This window comes from Mycobacterium sp. NGS34 (assembly GCF_059812845.1).
The window spans coordinates 48,812-67,268 of the sequence record NZ_JCALDM010000002.1 but is presented as its reverse complement, the minus strand read 5'-3'; the positions used below and the strand labels follow the sequence as shown (position 1 = coordinate 67,268).

Sequence of the window (18,457 nt, the reverse complement as noted above, 5' to 3'; positions counted from 1 at the left end):
AGGATGGCTTGGTGGCCAGTCTCGCGCAGTGGGTGTCGGGTGCCCGGCCCCGCACGCTGCCCAACGCGGTGGCGCCGGTCGTGGCGGGCACCGGCGCCGCGGCGTGGCTGGGATCCGCGGTGTGGTGGAAGGCGCTGCTGGCGCTGGTCGTCGCGCTGGCGCTGATCGTCGGCGTCAACTACGCCAACGACTACTCCGACGGCATCCGCGGCACCGACGACGAGCGCGCCGGCCCCATCCGGCTGGTGGGCTCGCGGCTGGCCGCCCCGCGCGCGGTGCTGACCGCGGCGGTGACGAGCCTGTCGGTGGGCGCGGTCGCCGGGCTGACGCTGGCGCTGCTGAGCGCGCCGTGGCTGATCGCGGTCGGCGCGGCCTGCATCGCCGGCGCGTGGCTGTACACGGGAGGATCAAAGCCGTACGGCTACGCGGGTTTTGGCGAGGTCGCGGTGTTCGTGTTCTTCGGCCTGGTCGCCGTGCTGGGCACCGAGTACACCCAGGCGTTGAGGGTGGACTGGGTCGGGGCGGTGCTGGCGGTGTCGATCGGGGCGCTGTCGTCGTCGGTGCTGGTGGCCAACAACCTGCGCGACATCCCCACCGACGCGCAGTCCGGCAAGATCACCCTGGCGGTGCGGCTGGGCGATGCGCGCACCCGGATCCTCTATCAGGCGCTGCTGGCGACCGCCGGCATCGCGACCCTGGTGCTCGTGGCCGCGACGCCCTGGTGCGCCGTGGGGTTGCTGGCCACGCCGCTGGCGCTGCGCGCGCTCGCCCCGGTGCGCTCCGGCCGCGGCGGCCGCGAACTGATCCCCGTGCTGCGCGACACCGGGCTGGCGATGGTGGTCTGGGCGATCGCGGTGGCGACCGCGTTGGCCCTCGCGCACTGACCGGGGCTACTCGTCGGGCTGCTCGCCGCGCAGCCGGGCCTGCAGCTGTTCGCGTTCGCGGCGCCGGCGTTCCCCGGCTATCGCCAGCGACGCGGTGGCGCGCCGGCGCAGCGGGGCGAACAGCCAGATGCCCAACGGCATCGCGATGATCAGGGCGAACAGCACCGCCACCACGACCGGGAACTGGGCGATGCCCAGCAATCGCGCGAGCCCGTAGATGGCGCCGCTCAGCGCTGCCACCAGCACCAGCCGCGCCGCCGCGTACAGCAAAACGTCGACGACGACCCGATTTCGCGGGCGCTGTTCGGTGCTGCTGTCGCTCGACCCTTCTGACACACCACGAGCCTACGGCCCGCGTATATTCGCTCGGAGGAGGTGTTGAGTGCTCTACCTGCTACTCGTTCTGATTCTGGGAACGCTGATCTACGTCGGCTGGCGCGCGGCGCGGTCTCAGGCCCACCGGCCGAAGACACGCGTGATAGGACCGGACGACGATCCCGACTTCTTGCGGCGCTTAGGCCACGGGGATAACCCCCGCTAGTCCCTCCTAAACCAGACCCGGGTTGCGCTGGTCGCCGGGGAACCCGTCGGCGACGACGGCCGCCAGCTCGGTGAGCGCCTCGCGGGTCGGGCGCCGCAGCCGGTCCAGGTCGATCTCGGCGCCCTCTTCGAGGTGCGGGTCGAACGGGATCAGCCGCACCGCGCGGCAGCGGCGCGAGAAGTGGTCGACCACCTTGTTCATGTCGACCTTGCCGGTGCGCGGGCGCACCGCGTTGACGACGGCGATCGAGTTGCGGACCAGCTCCTCGTGCCCGTGGGCGTCCAGCCAGTCCAGGGTCGCCGAGGCGCTGCGCGCGCCGTCGATCGATCCCGACGCGACGACCAGCAGCACGTCGGCCTTCTGAAGCACCGACGACATGACCGAGTGCAGCAGCCCGGGCCCGCAGTCGGTGAGCACCAGGCCGTAGAACCGCTCCAGGATCTCCAGGACGCGGCTGTAGTCCTCGGCGCCGAACGCGTCGGAGATTGCCGGGTCGGTTTCCGACGCCAGCACCTCCAGGCCGCTGGGGCCCTTTGAGGTGTACCGGCGGACGTCGCTGTAGCGCTCGATGGTTCCGGCGTCGTGCAGCAGCTGGCGCACCGTCGCCGCGGTCTCCAGCGGAATCTTCTGGCTCAGGGTGCCGCGATCGGGGTTGGCGTCCACGGCCACCACGCGGTCGCCGCGGACGGTCGCGAACGTCGACCCCAGCGTCGCGGTGATCGTGGTCTTGCCGACGCCGCCCTTCAGCGACAGCACCGCGATCCGGTAGCAACCCCGCAGCGGCCGGTTGACCTGCGCCACCAGGTTGTTGTGGCGCTGCGCCCGGGGGCTCTCGCCCAGGTTGATCAGGTGACCGGACAGGTCGTAGATCAGCCGGCGCCAACCTTCTGACGGCGGCGGCTTGATCGGCCGCAGCAGCATGCCGGTGGACAGCTCGGGATAGGGCGTGTGCGGCAGGTGCTCGGGCCGGTACGGGGGCGCCTGCGCCTCGGCCGGGGGCGCCTCGGATGGCCCGTTGTAGTAGGCCCCGAACGCGGTCGGGTCGACCCGCGGGATCCCGGTCACCGGTGTGGGGTCCCAGGGCGGCATCCCGGCGGGCGCGGGGCCGGGCGCGGTCGGGGCGGCCGCCTGCCGCCGCTCGGGTCCGGGGACCCGGCGCTCGGTGCGGAATCCGGCGAAGGCGCGGGTGGGCGCCTCGTCGCCGGGTTTGGCGGCCGGGGGCTCGGGGGGCGGCTGCGTGGTCGGCGGCTCGGGCGCACCCACGCCGGTGGTTGGATGGTCGGACACGTGCACTCCCCCTGTTGTGTGTTACTCGGGTCGGTTGCTAACTGTCATCCCACGCCCGCATACGAATGCAGGCCCACGGTCACCAGGTTAACGAAGAACAAATTGAAGATCATGGCGACGAAGCCCGCGACGTTGATCCAGGCCGCCTTCCTGTCCCGCCATCCGGCCGTCGACCGCGCGTGCAGATAGGCCGCGTATACCACCCAGGCGACGAACGAAACCGTCTCCTTGGGGTCCCAGCCCCAGTACCGGCCCCAGGCCTCTTCCGCCCAGATGGCGCCGAAGATGACCCCGAAACCGAAGACCGGGAACGCGAAGATCGTGGTGCGGTAGGCGACGCGGTCCAGGGTCTGCGCGTCGGGGAGCCGCCGAACCATCCGGGCCAACGCCCCGTCGGCGTGTTCATTTTGGGGATCGCCGAGCCGCGACGTGCGCAACAGGAACAGGATGCTGGCGATGCCCGCGACCATGAACACGCCGGAGCCCAGGCTGACCACCGACACGTGGATGGGCAACCAGTAGGACTGCAGCGCGGGCATCACCGGCGCGGCATTGGTGTAGAGCCAGCGTCCGGAAACCGTGAGCAGGATCAGCACCGGCAGCAGCAGGAAGACCCACAGCGGGCGATACTGCGGGCGCCGCAACACGACCGCGCCGGCGACCAGGCCGCAGAAGCACGTCAGGTTGATGAACTCGTACATGTTGCCCCACGGCACCCGCACGGTGGCCAGGCCGCGCAACACGATGCAGGCCGCCAGCAGCCCGATGCCGAGGTAGACCACGGCCAGCCCGGCCCGCCCGACGCGCTCGTCGAACGGCCGCGCGTCGGCGTCCGCCACGATCCCGGGGACGGAGCTGTCGGCGGCGACCGAGCCGGCCATCACCGCCGCGCGGTGCTCGGCGCGGCGGGCGCCGACGTAGGCCAGCTCGACGGCCAGCAGCAGCAGCGCGACGACCAGCGCCACGATCGCCGAGGTGAACGCCCAGTCCGAGTAGCGGGCCAGCGTGACGTTGACGTGCAGGGTGTTCATTTGACGTCCACCTGAGAACTCCTTCTGGACGCGTCGGGCTCGCCCAGTCCGTCTAGCAACCGCTCGGTCAACCGCTCGAACTCGTCGCCCCACCCGGAGTTGTCGGTGCGCGCCAGCCCGCCCAATTCGACGTTCACCGTACCGGCACCCGGGCTGAGCCTGACCCACACCCTGCGGCGGCGCACCAGCAGCGACACCACCAGCCCGCCCATCATCGTCACCGCGAAGACCAGCACCCAGCTCTGCCCGGGGTCGTGGGAGACCTGCAGGTTGACGAACGGCACGGCCCCGTCGAAGCGGACGACGGTCCCGGCGGCCGGGCCCGCCTCGAGCCGGACCTCCTGGCCGGCGCGCAGGTTGACCCGCTTCTCCTTGGTCAGCCGGCCCTGCTCGATCAGCCGGGGATCCAGCGCGAACAACGACTGCGGCCGCCCGGTGTCCAGGCCGGTGTCGCCGCGGTAGATGTCGACGGCCACGGCCGGGGCGTTCAGCGCCGGGAAGCGCGACGACAGCAGGGTGCCCTCGAGCTGCTCCGTCGGCGCCAGCAGGCCCTGGATCGCGATCTCGTGCTGGCGGCGCTCGGCCGCGTTGGGATAACTGCCGGCGGGCGGGTCGATGCGCGCCACCCCCGAGCTCAGCAGGGTCTGTGGGTTGTCCGGCCGCCATTGCACGGTCGACGTGCGCGTCTGCCCGTCCGGGAAGGTCACGGTGAAGGTGGGCGCGTAGCCGTGGCCCTGCAGGTAGACCCGGTCGCCGCCGACGCGCAGCGGGTGGTTGACCTCCAGCAGGTAGTGCCGCCAGCTGTTGGCTGCCAGGTCGCCGCCGTTCTGGTAGTCGATGTCCGCGGCGAACGAGGTGGCCTGCCCCGACGGCAGATAGTGGGCGGCAAAGTCGTTGACCCGGATGCAGATCGGGTGCAGCGACGTGCCGTCGACGGTGTTGCCGGCGCGGAAGGAGTCGAACGCCGCCGGCGACGCCGAGCAGAAGCCGGGGCCGCCGTCGGCGATGACGATGACGTTGCCCTCGTAGCCGAACAGCTTGCCGACGGCCACCGCGACCAGCAGGCCCAGCAGCGAGAAGTGAAAGACGATGTTGCCGAACTCGCGCAGGTAGCCCTTCTCGGCGGATACCTCGACGACCTCGCCCTCGTGCCGGATCGCGGTGCGCCAGCCGCGCAGCCGGCCGGCGATCGTGTTCGCCAGGGCGTTGAGCTCCGCGGGGTCGCCGTCGACCTCGGCGGCGGCGTGCTTGGGCAGCCGGGCCAGGTTGCGCGGGGCCGCCACCGGCGTGGCGCGCAGGCTGCGCGCGTGCTCGATCATCCGTGGGGTCAGGCAGCCGACCAGGGAGACGAACAGCAGCACGTAGATGGCGGTGAACCAGAAGCTGGAGAACACGTCGAAGGCCTGCACCCGGTTCAGCCAGGGCCCGATCACCCGGTGGGCGGCCAGGTACTCGTCGACCTTGCCGGCGTTGAGGCTGCGCTGCGGCAGCAGCGCGCCGGGTATCGCGCCCAGCGCGAGCAGGAACAGCAGCACCAGCGCGGTGCCCATCGAGGTCAGCGCGCGCCAGGTGTTGCGGGCCCAAGCGCGAAGGGTGGCGAGCAGACGCAGAATCGCACTGGGACGGGTCTTTTCGTGCGATTCTGCGTCTGCTCGCGCATCCAGGGGCGCGCTCAAATCGGCAGCCTCACGTCGGAGACGAACGCGTCGCGCAGCCAGGAGACGAAGTCGTTCCACACGCCGGTGACCAGCAGGGCGCCGACGGCGATCAACAGCGCGCCCCCGAAGATCTGGATGGCCCGGGTGTGCCGGCGCAGCCAGCCCAGCGCCCCGACGGCCCCCGCCGAGCCGAACGCCAGCAGCACGAACGGGATGCCCAGCCCCAGGCAGTAGGCGATCACCAGCGCGACCCCGCGCGCGACGTTGGCGCCGTCGGTGGCCGACGCAACGGTGATCACGCCGGTCAGCGTGGGGCCGAGGCACGGCGTCCAGCCGAGCGCGAACACCGCGCCGAGCAGCGGCGCCCCCGCGACCGTGGTCAGCTGCCGCGGGCTGAACCGGGCCTGGCGCTGCAGCGCCGGGATGAGGCCCACGAACACCAGGCCCATCACGATGGTCAGCACGCCGCCGACGCGCTGCAGCAGCAGCTGGTTGGTGATCAGGGCGGTGGTCATGCCCAGCACGGCGACGGTCCCGAGGACGAACACGATGGTGAACCCGGCGACGAACAACGCGGCGGATCCCGCCACCCGCCAGCGGGCCCCCGGCGGCGCCTTGAGCGCGCCGGGCGGCGGCTGCTCGTCCACCCCGACGACCGCGGCCAGGTAGGACAGGTAGCCCGGGACCAGCGGCACCACGCACGGCGAGGCGAACGACACCAGCCCGGCCAGCAGGCACACGCCGAGCGCCAGCAGCAGCGGCCCCGCGGCGGCGATCTGGGTGAAACCGGTCATTTTTCTGATACCAGTCTTTGCACCACGGGCCGCAGGTCCGCGGCGAGCAGTTCGCGCAGGAAGACGGCCGCGACCCGGTGCTGGCGGTCCAGCACCAGCGTGGAGGGGATCACGGTGGTGGGGTACCGGCCGCCGAACGCGATCAGGGTGCGCATCGCCGGGTCGTAGATGGACGGGTAGCTGACGTGGTGATCGTCGACGAAGTCCAGGGCCGCCTGCCGGTTGCTGTCCCGGACGTCGATCCCCAGAAAGGACACCCCGGCGCCCCGGGTGGCGTCATACACCTGCTGCAGCTGGGCGACCTCGGCCCGGCAGGGGCCGCACCACTGCCCCCAGATGTTGACGACGACGACGCGGCCGGCGAAGACCGGGTCGTCCAGCGACAGCGTGTGCGCGGGGTCGGCAAGGTCCGGCCCGGACAGCGGGCCGGGGCGGCCACGGCTGGACGGCGGGTCGTAGTAGATGTCGGTCTTCCCGCCGGGCGAGACGAACTCGAAGGTGCCGCCCTGGGCCACGGCGTCGCGACCGGTGCAGCCGGCCAACAAGATGGTCACCGCTGCCCCGGCTATCGCGAGCCGCCGGACGCTGACGGCGCCGCTCTCCCCCGCAAGCGGGAGGTGCCCCCACCTCATCGCTTCGCTCTGCATCGTCGCCGGCGCGCGGTCATGGCGCCGCGGGCTGGAAGTACTCGATGTCAACCAGGCGATCGCCGTCGTAGACCAGCGTGGTGACCGAGGCGAGCCCGCATTCGCGTCGCCGCGGGTCGTGCCAGAGCCGCCGGCCGCTGAGGTGCAGCCGCAGCGTCCACACCGGCAGCTGGTGGCTGACGCACACCACCTCCTGCCCGGTGCCGCGGGCGCGCGCCTTGTCCACCGCGGTCGTCATCCGGGCCGCGATCTCGGCGTAGGGCTCCCCCCACGACGGGGTGAACGGATTGCGCAGCTGCCACCAGAACCGGGGGTCGCGCCAGGCGCCGTCGCCCGGGCCGACGCGGCGGCCCTCGAAGAAGTTGAGCGATTCGATCAGGTCGGGGTCGGTGTCAACGGCTAGGCCGTGCTTGGCGGCGATCGGCGCGGCGGTCTCCTGCGCCCGCTGCAGCGGGGAGGCGATGACGGCGGCGACGTCGCGGTCGGCCAGCGCCTCGGCGACCGCGTCCGCCTGCGCCCGCCCGTTTTCGGACAGGCGAAATCCGGGCAGCCGGCCGTAGAGGACGCCGGTGGGGTTGTGCACCTCGCCGTGGCGCACCACGTGAACCTTGGTCTGCTCAGCCATCAGGGCCTGTCCTCCTCGGCGGCAGCGCGCGCCGCGAGGGCGAGCCCGGCGGCGATCCGGTCGAATGCGTCATCGTCCAGGGCCGTCGAGACGAACCACGCCTCGAAGGCGCTGCACGGCGGGTAGACGCCCGCGTCCAGCAGGGCGTGGAAGAACGGCGGGTAGCGCCAGGTCTCGCTCGCCCGCGCGGCGGCGAAGTCGGTCACCGGCGTTTCGGAGAAGAACACCCCGAGCATGTTGCCGGCACGCGGAACCTGATGCGGCACACCGGCTTTCGTCAGGGCCTCGGACAGCAACCCGGCCAGGCGGTCGGCGTTGGCGTCCAGCGTGGCGTAGGCCGCGTCGTCGGCGGCGCGCAGCGTGGCCAGCCCCGCCGCCATCGCCACCGGGTTCCCCGACAGCGTGCCGGCCTGATACACCGGCCCCAGCGGCGCCAGCCGCTCCATCACCTCGGCGCGCCCGCCGAACGCGGCGGCCGGCAGCCCGCCGCTCATCACCTTGCCGAAGGTGAACAGGTCGGCGGCGACGGAATCGATTCCGTACCAACCGCTTCGGCTGACCCGGAACCCCGTCATCACCTCGTCGACGATCAGCAGCGCGCCGTGCTCGGCGGTGATCGCGCGCAGCGCCGCGTTGTAGCCCGGCGCCGGGGGGACGACGCCCATGTTGCCCGGGCTGGCCTCGGTGATCACCGCGGCGATCTGGTCGCCGAACCGGGCGAACGTCTCCGTGACAGCGTCGATGTCGTTGTAGGGCAACACGATTGTGTCGGCAGCGGCCGCGCCCGTCACTCCGGGCGACGACGGCAGGCCCAGCGTCGCGACGCCCGAGCCCGCGTCGGCGAGCAACGCGTCGGCGTGGCCGTGGTAGCAGCCGGAGAACTTGACTATCTTGGCCCTGCCGGTGAACCCGCGGGCCAGCCGGACGGCGCTCATCGTGGCCTCGGTGCCGGAGTTCACCAGCCGGATCCGCTCGACCGGCGCCACCCGCCCGATGATCTCGGCGGCCAGCTGGCTCTCCGCCGGCGTCGGCGCCCCGAACGACAGGCCCGAGGCGGCGGCCGTGGCGACGGCCTCGACAACGGCCGGGTGGGCGTGGCCCAGGATCATCGGTCCCCAGGAACACACCAGGTCGACGTAGCGGTTGCCGTCGGCGTCGGTCAGCAGGCACCCGCGCGCCTCGGTGATGAACCGCGGGATGCCGCCTACCGCGGTGAACGCGCGCACCGGGGAGTTCACCCCGCCCGGGATGACGGCGCAGGCGTCCTCGAACAGCCGGGCCGACGCCGCCGTGGTCGCGGCGTGCGCGGTCGCCTGGTCACTGCTACCCATGCCGACCAGTGTCCCAGTCTCGGCCGATCGTTCAACTACAGGGTGTAGCAGAGGGCGGGCTATCAGGCGTCTTGCTGGTCGGCCTGCTGGGCGGCCTGCAGCTCGCGGCGCGCGGCCTCGCGCTCCCTGTGGGCCGCGCGGCGGTGGGCAGCGACGTCGCCGAGGCCCTCCTCGACGGCGAGCTCCTCGACCTCGGCGGCGCGTTCGTGGGCGGCGCCGGCCGCGTAGTGCCGATGGATCGCGCGTTGACGCGCGGCCTGGTCCCGCTCGTCGGCGCGGTCCGCGCGCTCGGCGGCGCGCTTCACGTCGTCCTCGGTCACGGACTTGTGGGCGGCGAGATCCGATCCCCGCCGCAGCAGCTCCTGGGCGCGTCGGCCCGCTTCGTCGCCCGGGGTACCGGCCATGAAGTGACACTGCGCCCGCGGACGGCGCTTGCCTTGAAGTCGGCGGGGGTGGACGAGTTGGATGGACGGCATGGAACTTCCACAGGGGCTCGCACGGTTCAATCGGCACGTCACCAATCCCGTCCAACGGCTGTGGGCCGGCTGGGCCCCAACGTTCTGCATCGTCGAACATGTCGGCCGGCGCTCCGGAAAGCCCTACCGCACGCCGGTTACCGTGTTCACCGCCGAGGTCGACGGCAAGCCCGGCGTGGCGATCCTGCTCACCTATGGCCCCGACCGTGACTGGCTGAAAAACATCACCGCGGCTAACGGGGCTCGGATCCGGCGCTACGGCAAGACTTTCGGCGTTACCAACCCGCGGGTGGTCAGCAAGGCCGACGCCGCGCCCCACGTCGCGCGCGGGTGGCGGCCGATCTTCGCCAGGCTGCCGTTCGAGCAGGCCCTGTTGCTCACGAAGACCGACTGACCCTGCCGCGGGCGCGGCCGCGGGCGACGAGGTAGAGACCGATCACCACCGCCCACGACAGCAGGGACAGCCAGAGCTGGCTGCGCGCCGAGCGGTCGAACGCCATTTGCACCAGCACGGCGGTGATCCCGGCGAGGGTGAGGATCGACAGCACCGGGAAGAACCACATCTTGATCCGCAGCTTTTCGTCGGGCGTGCGGCGGCGCAGGACGATTTGCGACAGTGCGATCAACCAGTAGACGAACAGGATGACGGCGCCCGACGAGTTGAGCAGGAACAGAAACACGGTTCCCGGCGCGAGCCACGCCATGACGACGCAGCCGAAGCCGATCGCCGACGAGCACAGGATCGCGACGTGGGGCACGCCGCGCCGGCTGAGCCTGACCAGCCGGGCCGGGGCCTCGCGCCGGTCGGCGAGCACGAACAGCATCCGCGACGCGGTGTAGAGGCCCGAGTTCAGGCAGGACAGCACCGCGGTGAGCACCACGGCGTTCATCGCCTGATCCGCGCCGCGCAGGCCCATGTGTTTGAGCGCGGCGACGTACGGCGAGGCGCCCGGCTCCAGCGAATTCCACGGCAGGATCACCACGAGCAGGAAGACCGAGCCGACGAAGAAGATCGCGATGCGCGCCACCACCGATCGCGTCGCCCGCTGCACCGCCAGCTCGGGGTCGCGGCTTTCGGCGGCGGCGACGGTGACGATCTCGGCGCCGACCATCGAGAAGATCACCACCACGATGGCCGCGAAGACCGCGGCGACGCCCTTCGGGAAGAACCCGCCGTGCGCCGTGAGGTTGGAGAAATCGGTGCGATGGCCGGGCCACAATCCCAGCGCGAAGACGGAGCCGACGGCGAGGAAGATCACGATCGTGGCGACTTTGATTCCGGCGAACCAGAATTCGAACTCGCCGAACGACGACACCGAGAACAGGTTGGTCGCCGCCATCAGCACCATCAGGCACAGCGAGAGCAGCCACAGCGGCGCGTGGAACCAGTAGCCCAGGACCTTGCCGCCGGCGACGGCCTCGAACCCGACCACGATCACCCAGAAGTACCAATACAGCCAGGCCACCGAGAATCCCGCCCAACCGCCCAGGGCCTGCGCCGCGTAATCGGCGAACGATCCCGTCGACGGGTTGGCGGCCGCCATCTCGCCCAGCATCCGCATCACCAGCACGATCAGCAGACCGCACAGCGCGTACGTCAGGAACGCGGCGGGCCCGGTGTCCCTGATCACCACGCCCGAGCCGACGAACAAGCCCGCGCCGATCACCCCACCGAGCGCGATCATGCTGAGCTGCCGCTGCGACAGCCCTTGCCGCAGGTGCGTGCCGCTGGCCACGGTTAACCACATCACATCGCGGGACGGCACGCGAGACGATGGCGTGCGGCGGGTCAGCTCACAGGTACAAATCCCGGTCGCGGATCCGGGCCGTGGCGATCACGCTGATGACCGCGGTCGCCGCCAGATACCCACATCCCAACCACGGCTTGCCGCCGCCGGCGGCGATCAGCGCGGTCAGGATCATCGGGGTGACGCCGGAGGCGTAGATGCCCGAGAACTGGTAGACGAACGACAAACCCGTGTAGCGGGTGGCGGTGGGGTACAGCGCCGAGTACAGCGTGCCCTGCGCGCCGTAGAACAGCGCGTGCACCACACCGAACACGACGACCATCGCGAGGCCGAACAGCAGCAGGTTCTTGGTGCCGAACAACGCGAAGGCGGGGAACGCCAGCAGGCCGTAGCACGCCACGCCGACCAGATACACCCGTCGCGGCCCGAACCGGTCGGTCAGGATCCCGGACACCGGCAGCAGCGCGGCCATCAGCAGCGCGGCGACGGTCACCACCACCAGAACCGACACCTTGTTGAACCCCAACGCGCCGGAGGCATAGCTGATCGCGAAGACGCCCCAGGTGTTGAAGGCCGACCCCTCGGCCCACCGCGACAGCAGTCCCAACGCGGTGTTGCGCCGGGACCGGGGTTCGCGGACGACCTCGCGGATGGGCACGGTGGACGTGGCCTCGAGGTCGGCCAGCTCGCGAAACGCCGGCGTCTCCTCGACCCGCAGCCTGACCACGATGCCGATCGCCACCAGCACCAGGCTCAGCAGGAACCCGATCCGCCAGCCGTACGCCAGGAATCGCGCCGGGCCCAGCGCGATCTGCAGGGCCGCGAAAATGCCGGTGCCCAAGGCCAATCCGAGCGCCAGGCCGACCTGCGGAATGGCACCGAAGCGCCCGCGGCGGTTCGCGGGGCTGTGCTCGACGGCGAGCAGCACCGCTCCGGCCCACTCCCCGCCGAGCGCGAATCCCTGCAGGATGCGCAGCGTCAGCAGCAGCACCGGCGCCCAGACCCCGATCTGGGCGGCGGTCGGCAGCACCCCGATCAGCGCGGTGGCGACGCCCATGATCAGCATCGTCAGCGCCAGGCTGCGCTTGCGACCGATCCGGTCCCCGATGTGCCCGAACACCAGGCCACCGATCGGCCGCATGACGAACCCGACGGCGAACGTGGCGAACGCCAGAAGCGTTCCCACCAATGAGGTTTCGTTGGGGAAGAACACCTTGCTGAACACCAGGCCCGCCGCGGTGGCGTACAGGAAGAAGTCATACCACTCCACCGTGGTGCCCAGCAGGCTGGCGGCGACCACGATGCGCAGCCGTCGACGGCGTTCGGCCTCGGATTCCTCGTTGTTGTGCGGCGCGGCGACGGCCGCGGCGGGCAGCGTGGTTGCCATGGGCTACTGCGCGGACGCGATCGCGAACGGCGTCGCCGGTGCCGGCTGCGCTTGGCGGTTGGGGTGCTGCCACAAGCCTTTTCGTTCGAGCAGCGGCAGGACGCCCTCACCGAACCAATACGCTTCCTCCAGGTGCGGGTAGCCCGACAGGATGAAGTGGCTGATGCCCAGGCGTGCGTACTCGGCCAGCCGTTCGGCGACCTCGGCGTGCGATCCGACCAGCGCGGTGCCCGCGCCGCCGCGCACCAGACCCACCCCGGCCCACAGGTTGGGGCCGACCAGGAGCCGGCCGCTGTCGCCGCCGTGCAGGTCCAGCATGCGGCGCTGGCCCTCGGACTCGCTGCGCGCCAGGCTGGCCTGCACCCGCTCGACGTCGGCCGGGTCGACCGCGGCGAGCAGCCGGTCGGCCTCGGCCCACGCCTGCTCGGACGTGTCGCGGCTGATCACGTGAATCCGCAAGCCGTACTGCAGGATCCGGCCGTTATCGGCGGCCTGCCCGCGCACCCAGTCGAGCTTTTCGGCGACCGCCTTCCGCGGTTCGCCCCAGGTGAGGTAGACGTCGGAGTACTTGGCCGCGACCGGCCCGGCGGCGGGCGACGACCCGCCGAAGAACACCGCGGGGATCGGGTCGGGCGGGTTGTTCAGCTGCGCGCCGTCGATGCGGATGTGGTCCCCGGCGAAGGTGACCGGTTCCCGCGAGGTCCAAAGTTGGCGCACCACATGCAAAAACTCGGCGGTCCGACCATAGCGCGATTCCTTGTCCAGGTAATCGCCGTAGGCACGCTGCTCGTGCGGCTCGCCGCCGGTGACGACGTTGAGCAGCAGCCGACCGGCCGAGTGCCGCTGGAACGTCCCGGCCATCTGCGCGGCCAGGGTGGGGCTGAGCAGCCCGGGCCGGAACGCGACCAGGAACTTCAGGGTCTCGGTGCCCTCGATCAGCATCGCCGTCGTCAACCACGCGTCCTCGCACCACAATCCGGTCGGTGTGAGCACCGCCTCGAAACCGTTGTCCTCGGCGGCCGCGCAGATCTGGTGCAGGTAGCGCAGGGTCGCGGGCCGGTCGCCGTGCATCGCGGTGCCGTGCCCGCCCGCGACCAGATTCCGCGAATCCCCGTACGTCGGCAGGAACCAGTGAAACGCCAGGCTCATTCGCCCTCCCTCTCGTCCAACCTCCGATCGTGCGGGACGCCGGCGGGTGGCGCGAGGGTTGAAACCTGCGAGATTGGATCCGGGTTTGACGCTATTGCGGGTTGCCGGTGTGGGGGTCCAGCGCCAGCGCCGGTTGGGCGGGGCGGGTGAAATCGAACATCGCGGTCAGCGCGCCGGCGCGCTCGTCGTACGAGTGGTCGCCGATGCGGCCGGTGCTCCAGTTGTCCTCGATGAACCGCAGGATCGACGTCTGGTCGGTCAGGGTGTGGTCGACGAAATTCGTTCGGGCATAAGGAGATATCACCAGAAGCGGCAGCCGCGGGCCGTATCCGCAGCGGCCTTGGTAGGCGGCGGGGGCGGCGGCCGGATCGCCGCACCGGCCCGGACCGTTCAGCGCGTCCTCGGGGGTGGCGGAGGCGTTCACGGTCGGCGAGGGTTTGTGATCGTACCAGCCGTCGGAGTCGTCGTAGGCGACGACGATCGCCATGTCCCGCCACTGCGGGAGCCGCTGCAGGTGGTTGATCGTCTCGGCGAGGAACCGCTGTTCGTCGAGCGGGTCGGAGTAACCGGCGTGCCCGTTTTGGTAGGCGGGCGGCTTGAGGAAGCTCACCGCCGGCAGGTGGCCGCCGTCGGCGCCGGCCCAGAAGTCGGACAGGTCGTATTGGTGGTTGGCCTGGTCGCCGCGCCCGATCTGGTCGGCCGCGCTCGGTGGCAGGTGATGCGGGTTGGCGGTGGACGGATAGTACTGAAAGGCCGCGTGGTGCGGGACGTAGTCGGGTTTGGTTCCGAACGGCAACGCCCCGGCTTTGCCGGTCCCGCCGAGGGTTTCGCCGACGTTGTGCGTGGCGCCGCACTCCGCGCTGCCGTCGGGCCTGCGGGTGGTGGGCCGAAAGCCGCCCTGGAACCAGCCCCACGTGATGCCCTTCGCGTTGAGCAGGTCGCCGACGTTCTTGTTGTCGGCGGCGAACTGCACCTGGTCGCGAGAGGAGCAGTCGTCCCCGAGGGGTTGCGAATCGTCGATCAGGGTGCCCCGCCCGTTGCCGGTTTCGTCGATCACCATGTGCGGCGGGAACGGTTTGCCGCCGGGCATGAATTTGTTTGCCACTCCGTGCGTTTGGCCCGAGATCAGGTTGATGTGACCGGGGGACGACGGGCCGAACGTGGTGTTGTAGAAGTTGTCGCTCATCGCGTAGTGCTGCGCGTAATTCCACAGCGCGGTCACCGTGTTGCCGTCGTAATAGCCCATCACCAGACCCGGGGTGCTGAACGACGGCGCCGGACAGGCCTCGCCCTCGGTGTGCTCGACGAACCGATCCATCGCGCCGCCGTTGAAAGCCAATTGCTCGGCCTGGTATTCGTGGTCCTGATCGCAGGTCACGATCTGGCCCGGCCCGCCGAGGCGCATCGGCTGCACCGAATTGGGATTGTGCGTCAACAACTCTGGGGTCAGGCCGTCCACCGCGGGGGTGCCCGGCCGGGCGGTGAACGGTTGGCCGTCCACGCCCGCGGCCCGCGGGTATGTCCCGAAGTAGTGGTCGAAGGAGACGTTCTCCTCGAAGATCACCACCAGGTGGCGGATCGGCGTGGTGGTCGCCGGCTCCGCGGCCGGGCTCGCCGGCCGATGCCCGCACGCGGCGACGAGGACGAGTGCCGCCAGCGCCGCGGCGAAACGCGCCGTACGGTCCATCAAAGATCTCCTCTTCGTGACCAATTGATCACGCCAGATCACGCAATGCTTCCAATACGGCGTGGCTCGGCCGGTAATGCCGGCTCGGCGCGGCATCATTGCGATCATGCCTGACCTGACACGCCGGGCGGTGCTCCGGATGGGCGCCGGTGCCAGCCTGGGGGCCGCTGGCGTGTTCGCCCTCGGCGCCCTGCTGGATCCGATCAAGCCGCAAGCGGCTCCCGCCCCGTTCGAGCCGTCGGCAGCCAGCAGCAACCTGCCGAACAGACTGACCGGTTCCTTCGTCTCGGCGGCCCGCGGCGGCGCCAAGACCAACTGGGTGATCGCCCTGCCTCCGGGACAGAAGGCCGAAGCCGGCACCCTGCGTCCGGTCATCGCGCTGCACGGCAAGGACGGCGACGCCAACATGATGCTCGACTGCGGTGTCGAGAAGGCGTTGGCGCAGTTGGTCAAGGAAGGCAAGCCGGCATTCGCGGTGGTGGGTGTCGACGGCGGCGCCAACAGCTACTGGCACCACAGGGCCTCGGGCGAGGATCCTGGCGCGATGGTGCTCGACGAGTTGTTGCCCATGCTGTCGTCGATGGGTTTCGACACCTCCCGGGTGGCTTTCATGGGGTGGTCGATGGGTGGCTACGGGGCGCTGCACCTGGGCGCCAAGCTGGGCCCGGCGCGCACGGCCGGGATCTGCGCGATCAGCCCGGCGCTGTACACCTCCTTCACCGGCAGCGAGGAGGGAGCCTTCGACAGCTACGACGACTGGGTGCAGAACAGCGTCGTGGGCGTGCCGGCGCTAAATTCGATTCCGCTGCGCGTCGACTGCGGCACCTTCGACCGTTTCTATTTCGCCACAAGGCAATTCGTTGCCCAGCTGAAGACCAAGCCGGCGGGCAGTTTCTCCCTCGGCGGACACGACATGGGCTACTGGCGAACGCAATTGCCGGGCGAGCTGACCTGGATGGCGACCTAGGCCACTCAGATGACAGTCCGGCAGGAAGTGCTCGCCAGCGGCCCACGTCGAGTGGAGCGGCGTACCTCCCGGAAGGGTTTCCGGCCCGACATCGAGGGCTTGCGCGCGGTCGCGGTCATCGCCGTGGTCCTCTACCACGCGGGCATCCCGGGACTCCCCGGCGGCTACATCGGCGTGGACGTCTTCTTTGTCATCTCCGGCTTCCTCATCACCCGCCTGCTGTGGCGCGAGGTCACCACCACCGACACCGTCCGGCTGGGCCGGTTCTACGGCGCGCGCGCCCGGCGCCTGCTGCCCGCCGCGGCCACCGTCGGCGTCGTCACCGCCGCGGCGGCGGCCGCGGTGCTGCCACCCCTGCAGGCGCGCAGCGTGTTTCTCGACGGCATCGCCAGCGCTCTCTATGTCGGCAACTACCGGTTCGCCCTGCGCGGCACCGACTACCTGTCCTCCGACGTCCCCTCGCCGTTCCAGCACTACTGGTCACTCGGCGTCGAGGAGCAGTTCTATCTGGTGTGGCCGGTGCTGATCATCGGCACCGCGTGGCTGGTCCGGCGCGCGAAAAGGGGCGACGGCGGGGCCGCGCCGTACGCGGTGGTGCTCGCAGTGGTCGGCGCGGCGTCGCTGGCGGCGGGCGTGCTGTGGACCCGCACGTCGCCGGCCTTCGCGTTCTTCTCGCTGCCCACCCGCGCCTGGGAGCTGGCGGCCGGCGGCCTGGTGGCCCTGTCGATCCCGCAGTGGCGCAAGCTGCCCCTGTTGCCCGCGGCCATCGCCGGGTGGGGCGGTCTGGGGCTGATCGTGCTCACCTGCACCCAGCTGGGTGCCGGCACCCCCTACCCCGGCACCGCGGCGCTGCTGCCCGTGCTGGGCACCGCGCTGGTGATCGGCGCGGGCAGCGTGACGGGCGGCCTCGGGGCCGGCCGCGTGCTGTGCAAGCCGGCGATGCGCGCCGTCGGGCGGGTGTCCTACTCGTGGTACCTGTGGCACTGGCCGGTGCTGTTGCTCATGCCGGCGCTGCTGGGCGAGCCCGCCGGGCTACCGGCCCGGCTGACCGCGACAGCCGTCTCCGCCGGCCTCGCCGTGATCACGCTGCACCTGGTCGAGGACCCCGGCCGGTTCGCCGCCGCCCTGCGCCAATCGGTGACGGCCAGCCTCGCGGTGGCCGGCGCCGCCAGCGCGGCGGCCGCCTGCGCGTGCGTGCTGTTGTTGGCGTTGACGCCGGTGCCGGCGGGTCATGGGGTGGCGGCCCCGAAGGCCAACATCGTCGCGGTGCCCGCGCCGAACGTCCCCGCCGTCAGCCAAACCGAAGCGGCGCTGCGCCAGGCCCTCGCGCAGGTGCGCGAGGCCGTCGCCGCGTCCGTGGCGCTGCGGGCCGTCCCGTCCAACCTCGACCCGCCGCTGGCCAAGGCACCCGCCGACAAGGCCGCCGTCTTCGTCAACGGATGCGTGCGCTCGTGGCGCGACGTCGGTCAAAGCGAGTGCGCGACGGGCGATCTCGCGTCACCGACGACGGTGGCCCTGGTCGGCGACTCGCACGCCGCCATGTGGGAGCCGGCCTTCGAGCGGATCGCCGAGCAGCGGCACTGGCGGCTGGAGGCGCTGGCCAAGGTGACCTGCCCGCTGCAGGACCTCCATATCACCAGCCCCTATCTGGGCCGCGAATACACCGAATGCGTCCAGTGGCGCGGCCAGATCATGGACCGGCTGAAGGCCGAGCGCCCCCGCCTGGTCGTGCTGGACATGAGCCGGCGCTACGGGGCCGACTTCGGTTTCACCTCATACGATCCCGCGTGGATCGACACCCTGGGCCGCACCGTCGAAGACTTGCGCAGCACCGGCGCGAACGTGCTCGTCCTCGGCCCCGCCCCCGATCCGCACGGCCCCGTGCCCGCCTGCCTGTCGGGTCACCTCGACGACGCCACCGCGTGCGCGCCGGCCCGATCCGCCGCGCTCGACGAAGACGGCATCGGCGCCGAGCGGGCGGCGGCCACCGTCGCGGGCGGGCAGTACGCCGACCTGACCGACCTGTTCTGCGCCGCCGACCGCTGCCCGGTGATCGTCGGCAACACTCTGGTTTTCCGGGACGACAACCACATCACGACCGAATACGCGCAACTGCTGACGCCGGTGATCGGTGCGCTGGCGGACCGCGCGCTGGCGGATGGGTGACGCGTAATGAACTTCTCGCCGCGGACGAACGTCATATCAGTGAAAGGTGTTTGGAGGTTTTCAAGATGACTCCGCTGCT

General features: G+C 70.9%; 18 protein-coding genes. 5 read left to right on the top strand and 13 right to left on the bottom strand.

The features are described 5' to 3' along the window. The first annotated feature begins 11 nt into the window (after window positions 1-11). Complete coding sequence (locus AC5Y7V_RS05195) at window positions 12-884, top strand: 1,4-dihydroxy-2-naphthoate polyprenyltransferase (protein ID WP_499878996.1); 873 nt, start codon at window positions 12-14, stop codon at window positions 882-884. A 6-nt stretch (window positions 885-890) separates the two neighbouring features. On the opposite strand, the gene AC5Y7V_RS05190 is transcribed toward AC5Y7V_RS05195, so the two are convergent. Beyond that, window positions 891-1,220 (bottom strand): DUF4229 domain-containing protein, encoded by a 330-nt coding sequence (locus AC5Y7V_RS05190; protein WP_499878995.1) that lies wholly within the window; start codon window positions 1,218-1,220, stop codon window positions 891-893. 46 nt (window positions 1,221-1,266) lie between these two features. Between AC5Y7V_RS05190 and AC5Y7V_RS05185 the strand changes: the two genes are divergently transcribed. Next, a complete protein-coding gene (locus AC5Y7V_RS05185) occupies window positions 1,267-1,425 on the top strand; it encodes a hypothetical protein (protein WP_156764615.1) in 159 nt (52 codons plus the stop codon). Window positions 1,426-1,431: 6 nt separating this feature from the next. On the opposite strand, the gene AC5Y7V_RS05180 is transcribed toward AC5Y7V_RS05185, so the two are convergent. From AC5Y7V_RS05180 to AC5Y7V_RS05145, 8 genes are all read right to left on the bottom strand, one after another. Next, window positions 1,432-2,712: a MinD/ParA family ATP-binding protein gene (locus tag AC5Y7V_RS05180; protein ID WP_499878994.1), complete on the bottom strand. Its 1,281-nt coding sequence runs from the start codon at window positions 2,710-2,712 to the stop codon at window positions 1,432-1,434. 44 nt (window positions 2,713-2,756) lie between these two features. Further along, on the bottom strand, window positions 2,757-3,743 hold the full coding sequence (gene ccsB / locus AC5Y7V_RS05175) for a c-type cytochrome biogenesis protein CcsB (RefSeq protein ID WP_499878993.1): 987 nt from the start codon (window positions 3,741-3,743) through the stop codon (window positions 2,757-2,759). Continuing rightward, window positions 3,740-5,293, bottom strand: a complete 1,554-nt coding sequence (locus AC5Y7V_RS05170; protein WP_499879614.1) for a cytochrome c biogenesis protein ResB — start codon at window positions 5,291-5,293, stop codon at window positions 3,740-3,742. Before AC5Y7V_RS05170 ends, ccsB begins: the two co-directional genes overlap by 4 nt. A 122-nt stretch (window positions 5,294-5,415) precedes the next feature. After that, window positions 5,416-6,195, bottom strand: coding sequence for a cytochrome c biogenesis CcdA family protein (locus AC5Y7V_RS05165; protein WP_499878992.1), 780 nt, complete (start codon window positions 6,193-6,195; stop codon window positions 5,416-5,418). Then, window positions 6,192-6,827: a TlpA disulfide reductase family protein gene (locus AC5Y7V_RS05160; protein ID WP_499878991.1), complete on the bottom strand. Its 636-nt coding sequence runs from the start codon at window positions 6,825-6,827 to the stop codon at window positions 6,192-6,194. The genes AC5Y7V_RS05165 and AC5Y7V_RS05160 overlap by 4 nt, the downstream gene beginning before the upstream one ends. Before the next feature lie 31 nt (window positions 6,828-6,858). Then, window positions 6,859-7,467, bottom strand: a complete 609-nt coding sequence (locus AC5Y7V_RS05155) for a histidine phosphatase family protein (protein ID WP_499878990.1) — start codon at window positions 7,465-7,467, stop codon at window positions 6,859-6,861. Beyond that, entirely contained in the window at window positions 7,467-8,798 is a 1,332-nt protein-coding gene (hemL, locus tag AC5Y7V_RS05150) for a glutamate-1-semialdehyde 2,1-aminomutase (protein ID WP_499878989.1), read from the bottom strand. Before hemL ends, AC5Y7V_RS05155 begins: the two co-directional genes overlap by 1 nt. Window positions 8,799-8,860: 62 nt before the next feature. After that, complete coding sequence (locus AC5Y7V_RS05145; RefSeq protein WP_499878988.1) at window positions 8,861-9,202, bottom strand: hypothetical protein; 342 nt, start codon at window positions 9,200-9,202, stop codon at window positions 8,861-8,863. Between the two features lie 70 nt (window positions 9,203-9,272). Between AC5Y7V_RS05145 and AC5Y7V_RS05140 the strand changes: the two genes are divergently transcribed. Beyond that, window positions 9,273-9,668 carry a nitroreductase family deazaflavin-dependent oxidoreductase gene (locus AC5Y7V_RS05140; RefSeq protein WP_499878987.1) on the top strand — a complete coding sequence of 132 codons (396 nt, stop codon included), beginning with the start codon at window positions 9,273-9,275 and terminating at the stop codon, window positions 9,666-9,668. On the opposite strand, the gene AC5Y7V_RS05135 is transcribed toward AC5Y7V_RS05140, so the two are convergent. The 4 genes from AC5Y7V_RS05135 to AC5Y7V_RS05120 form a co-directional block, all read right to left on the bottom strand. Beyond that, entirely contained in the window at window positions 9,652-11,010 is a 1,359-nt protein-coding gene (locus AC5Y7V_RS05135) for an amino acid permease (RefSeq protein WP_499878986.1), read from the bottom strand. The two genes, AC5Y7V_RS05140 and AC5Y7V_RS05135, sit on opposite strands and share 17 nt — an antisense overlap. 58 nt (window positions 11,011-11,068) lie before the next feature. After that, window positions 11,069-12,409, bottom strand: a complete 1,341-nt coding sequence (locus AC5Y7V_RS05130; RefSeq protein ID WP_499878985.1) for an MFS transporter — start codon at window positions 12,407-12,409, stop codon at window positions 11,069-11,071. Window positions 12,410-12,412: 3 nt separating this feature from the next. Next, a complete protein-coding gene (locus AC5Y7V_RS05125) occupies window positions 12,413-13,558 on the bottom strand; it encodes an LLM class flavin-dependent oxidoreductase (protein WP_499878984.1) in 1,146 nt (381 codons plus the stop codon). Window positions 13,559-13,649: 91 nt separating this feature from the next. Then, on the bottom strand, window positions 13,650-15,245 hold the full coding sequence (locus AC5Y7V_RS05120) for a phospholipase C (protein WP_499878983.1): 1,596 nt from the start codon (window positions 15,243-15,245) through the stop codon (window positions 13,650-13,652). A gap of 106 nt (window positions 15,246-15,351) precedes the next feature. On the opposite strand from AC5Y7V_RS05120, the gene AC5Y7V_RS05115 reads away from it, so the two are divergent. Both AC5Y7V_RS05115 and AC5Y7V_RS05110 read left to right on the top strand, forming a co-directional pair. Further along, window positions 15,352-16,212, top strand: coding sequence for an alpha/beta hydrolase (locus AC5Y7V_RS05115; RefSeq protein WP_499878982.1), 861 nt, complete (start codon window positions 15,352-15,354; stop codon window positions 16,210-16,212). Between the two features lie 51 nt (window positions 16,213-16,263). Further along, a complete protein-coding gene (locus AC5Y7V_RS05110) occupies window positions 16,264-18,378 on the top strand; it encodes an acyltransferase family protein (RefSeq protein WP_499879613.1) in 2,115 nt (704 codons plus the stop codon). The last annotated feature ends 79 nt before the right edge of the window (window positions 18,379-18,457 follow it).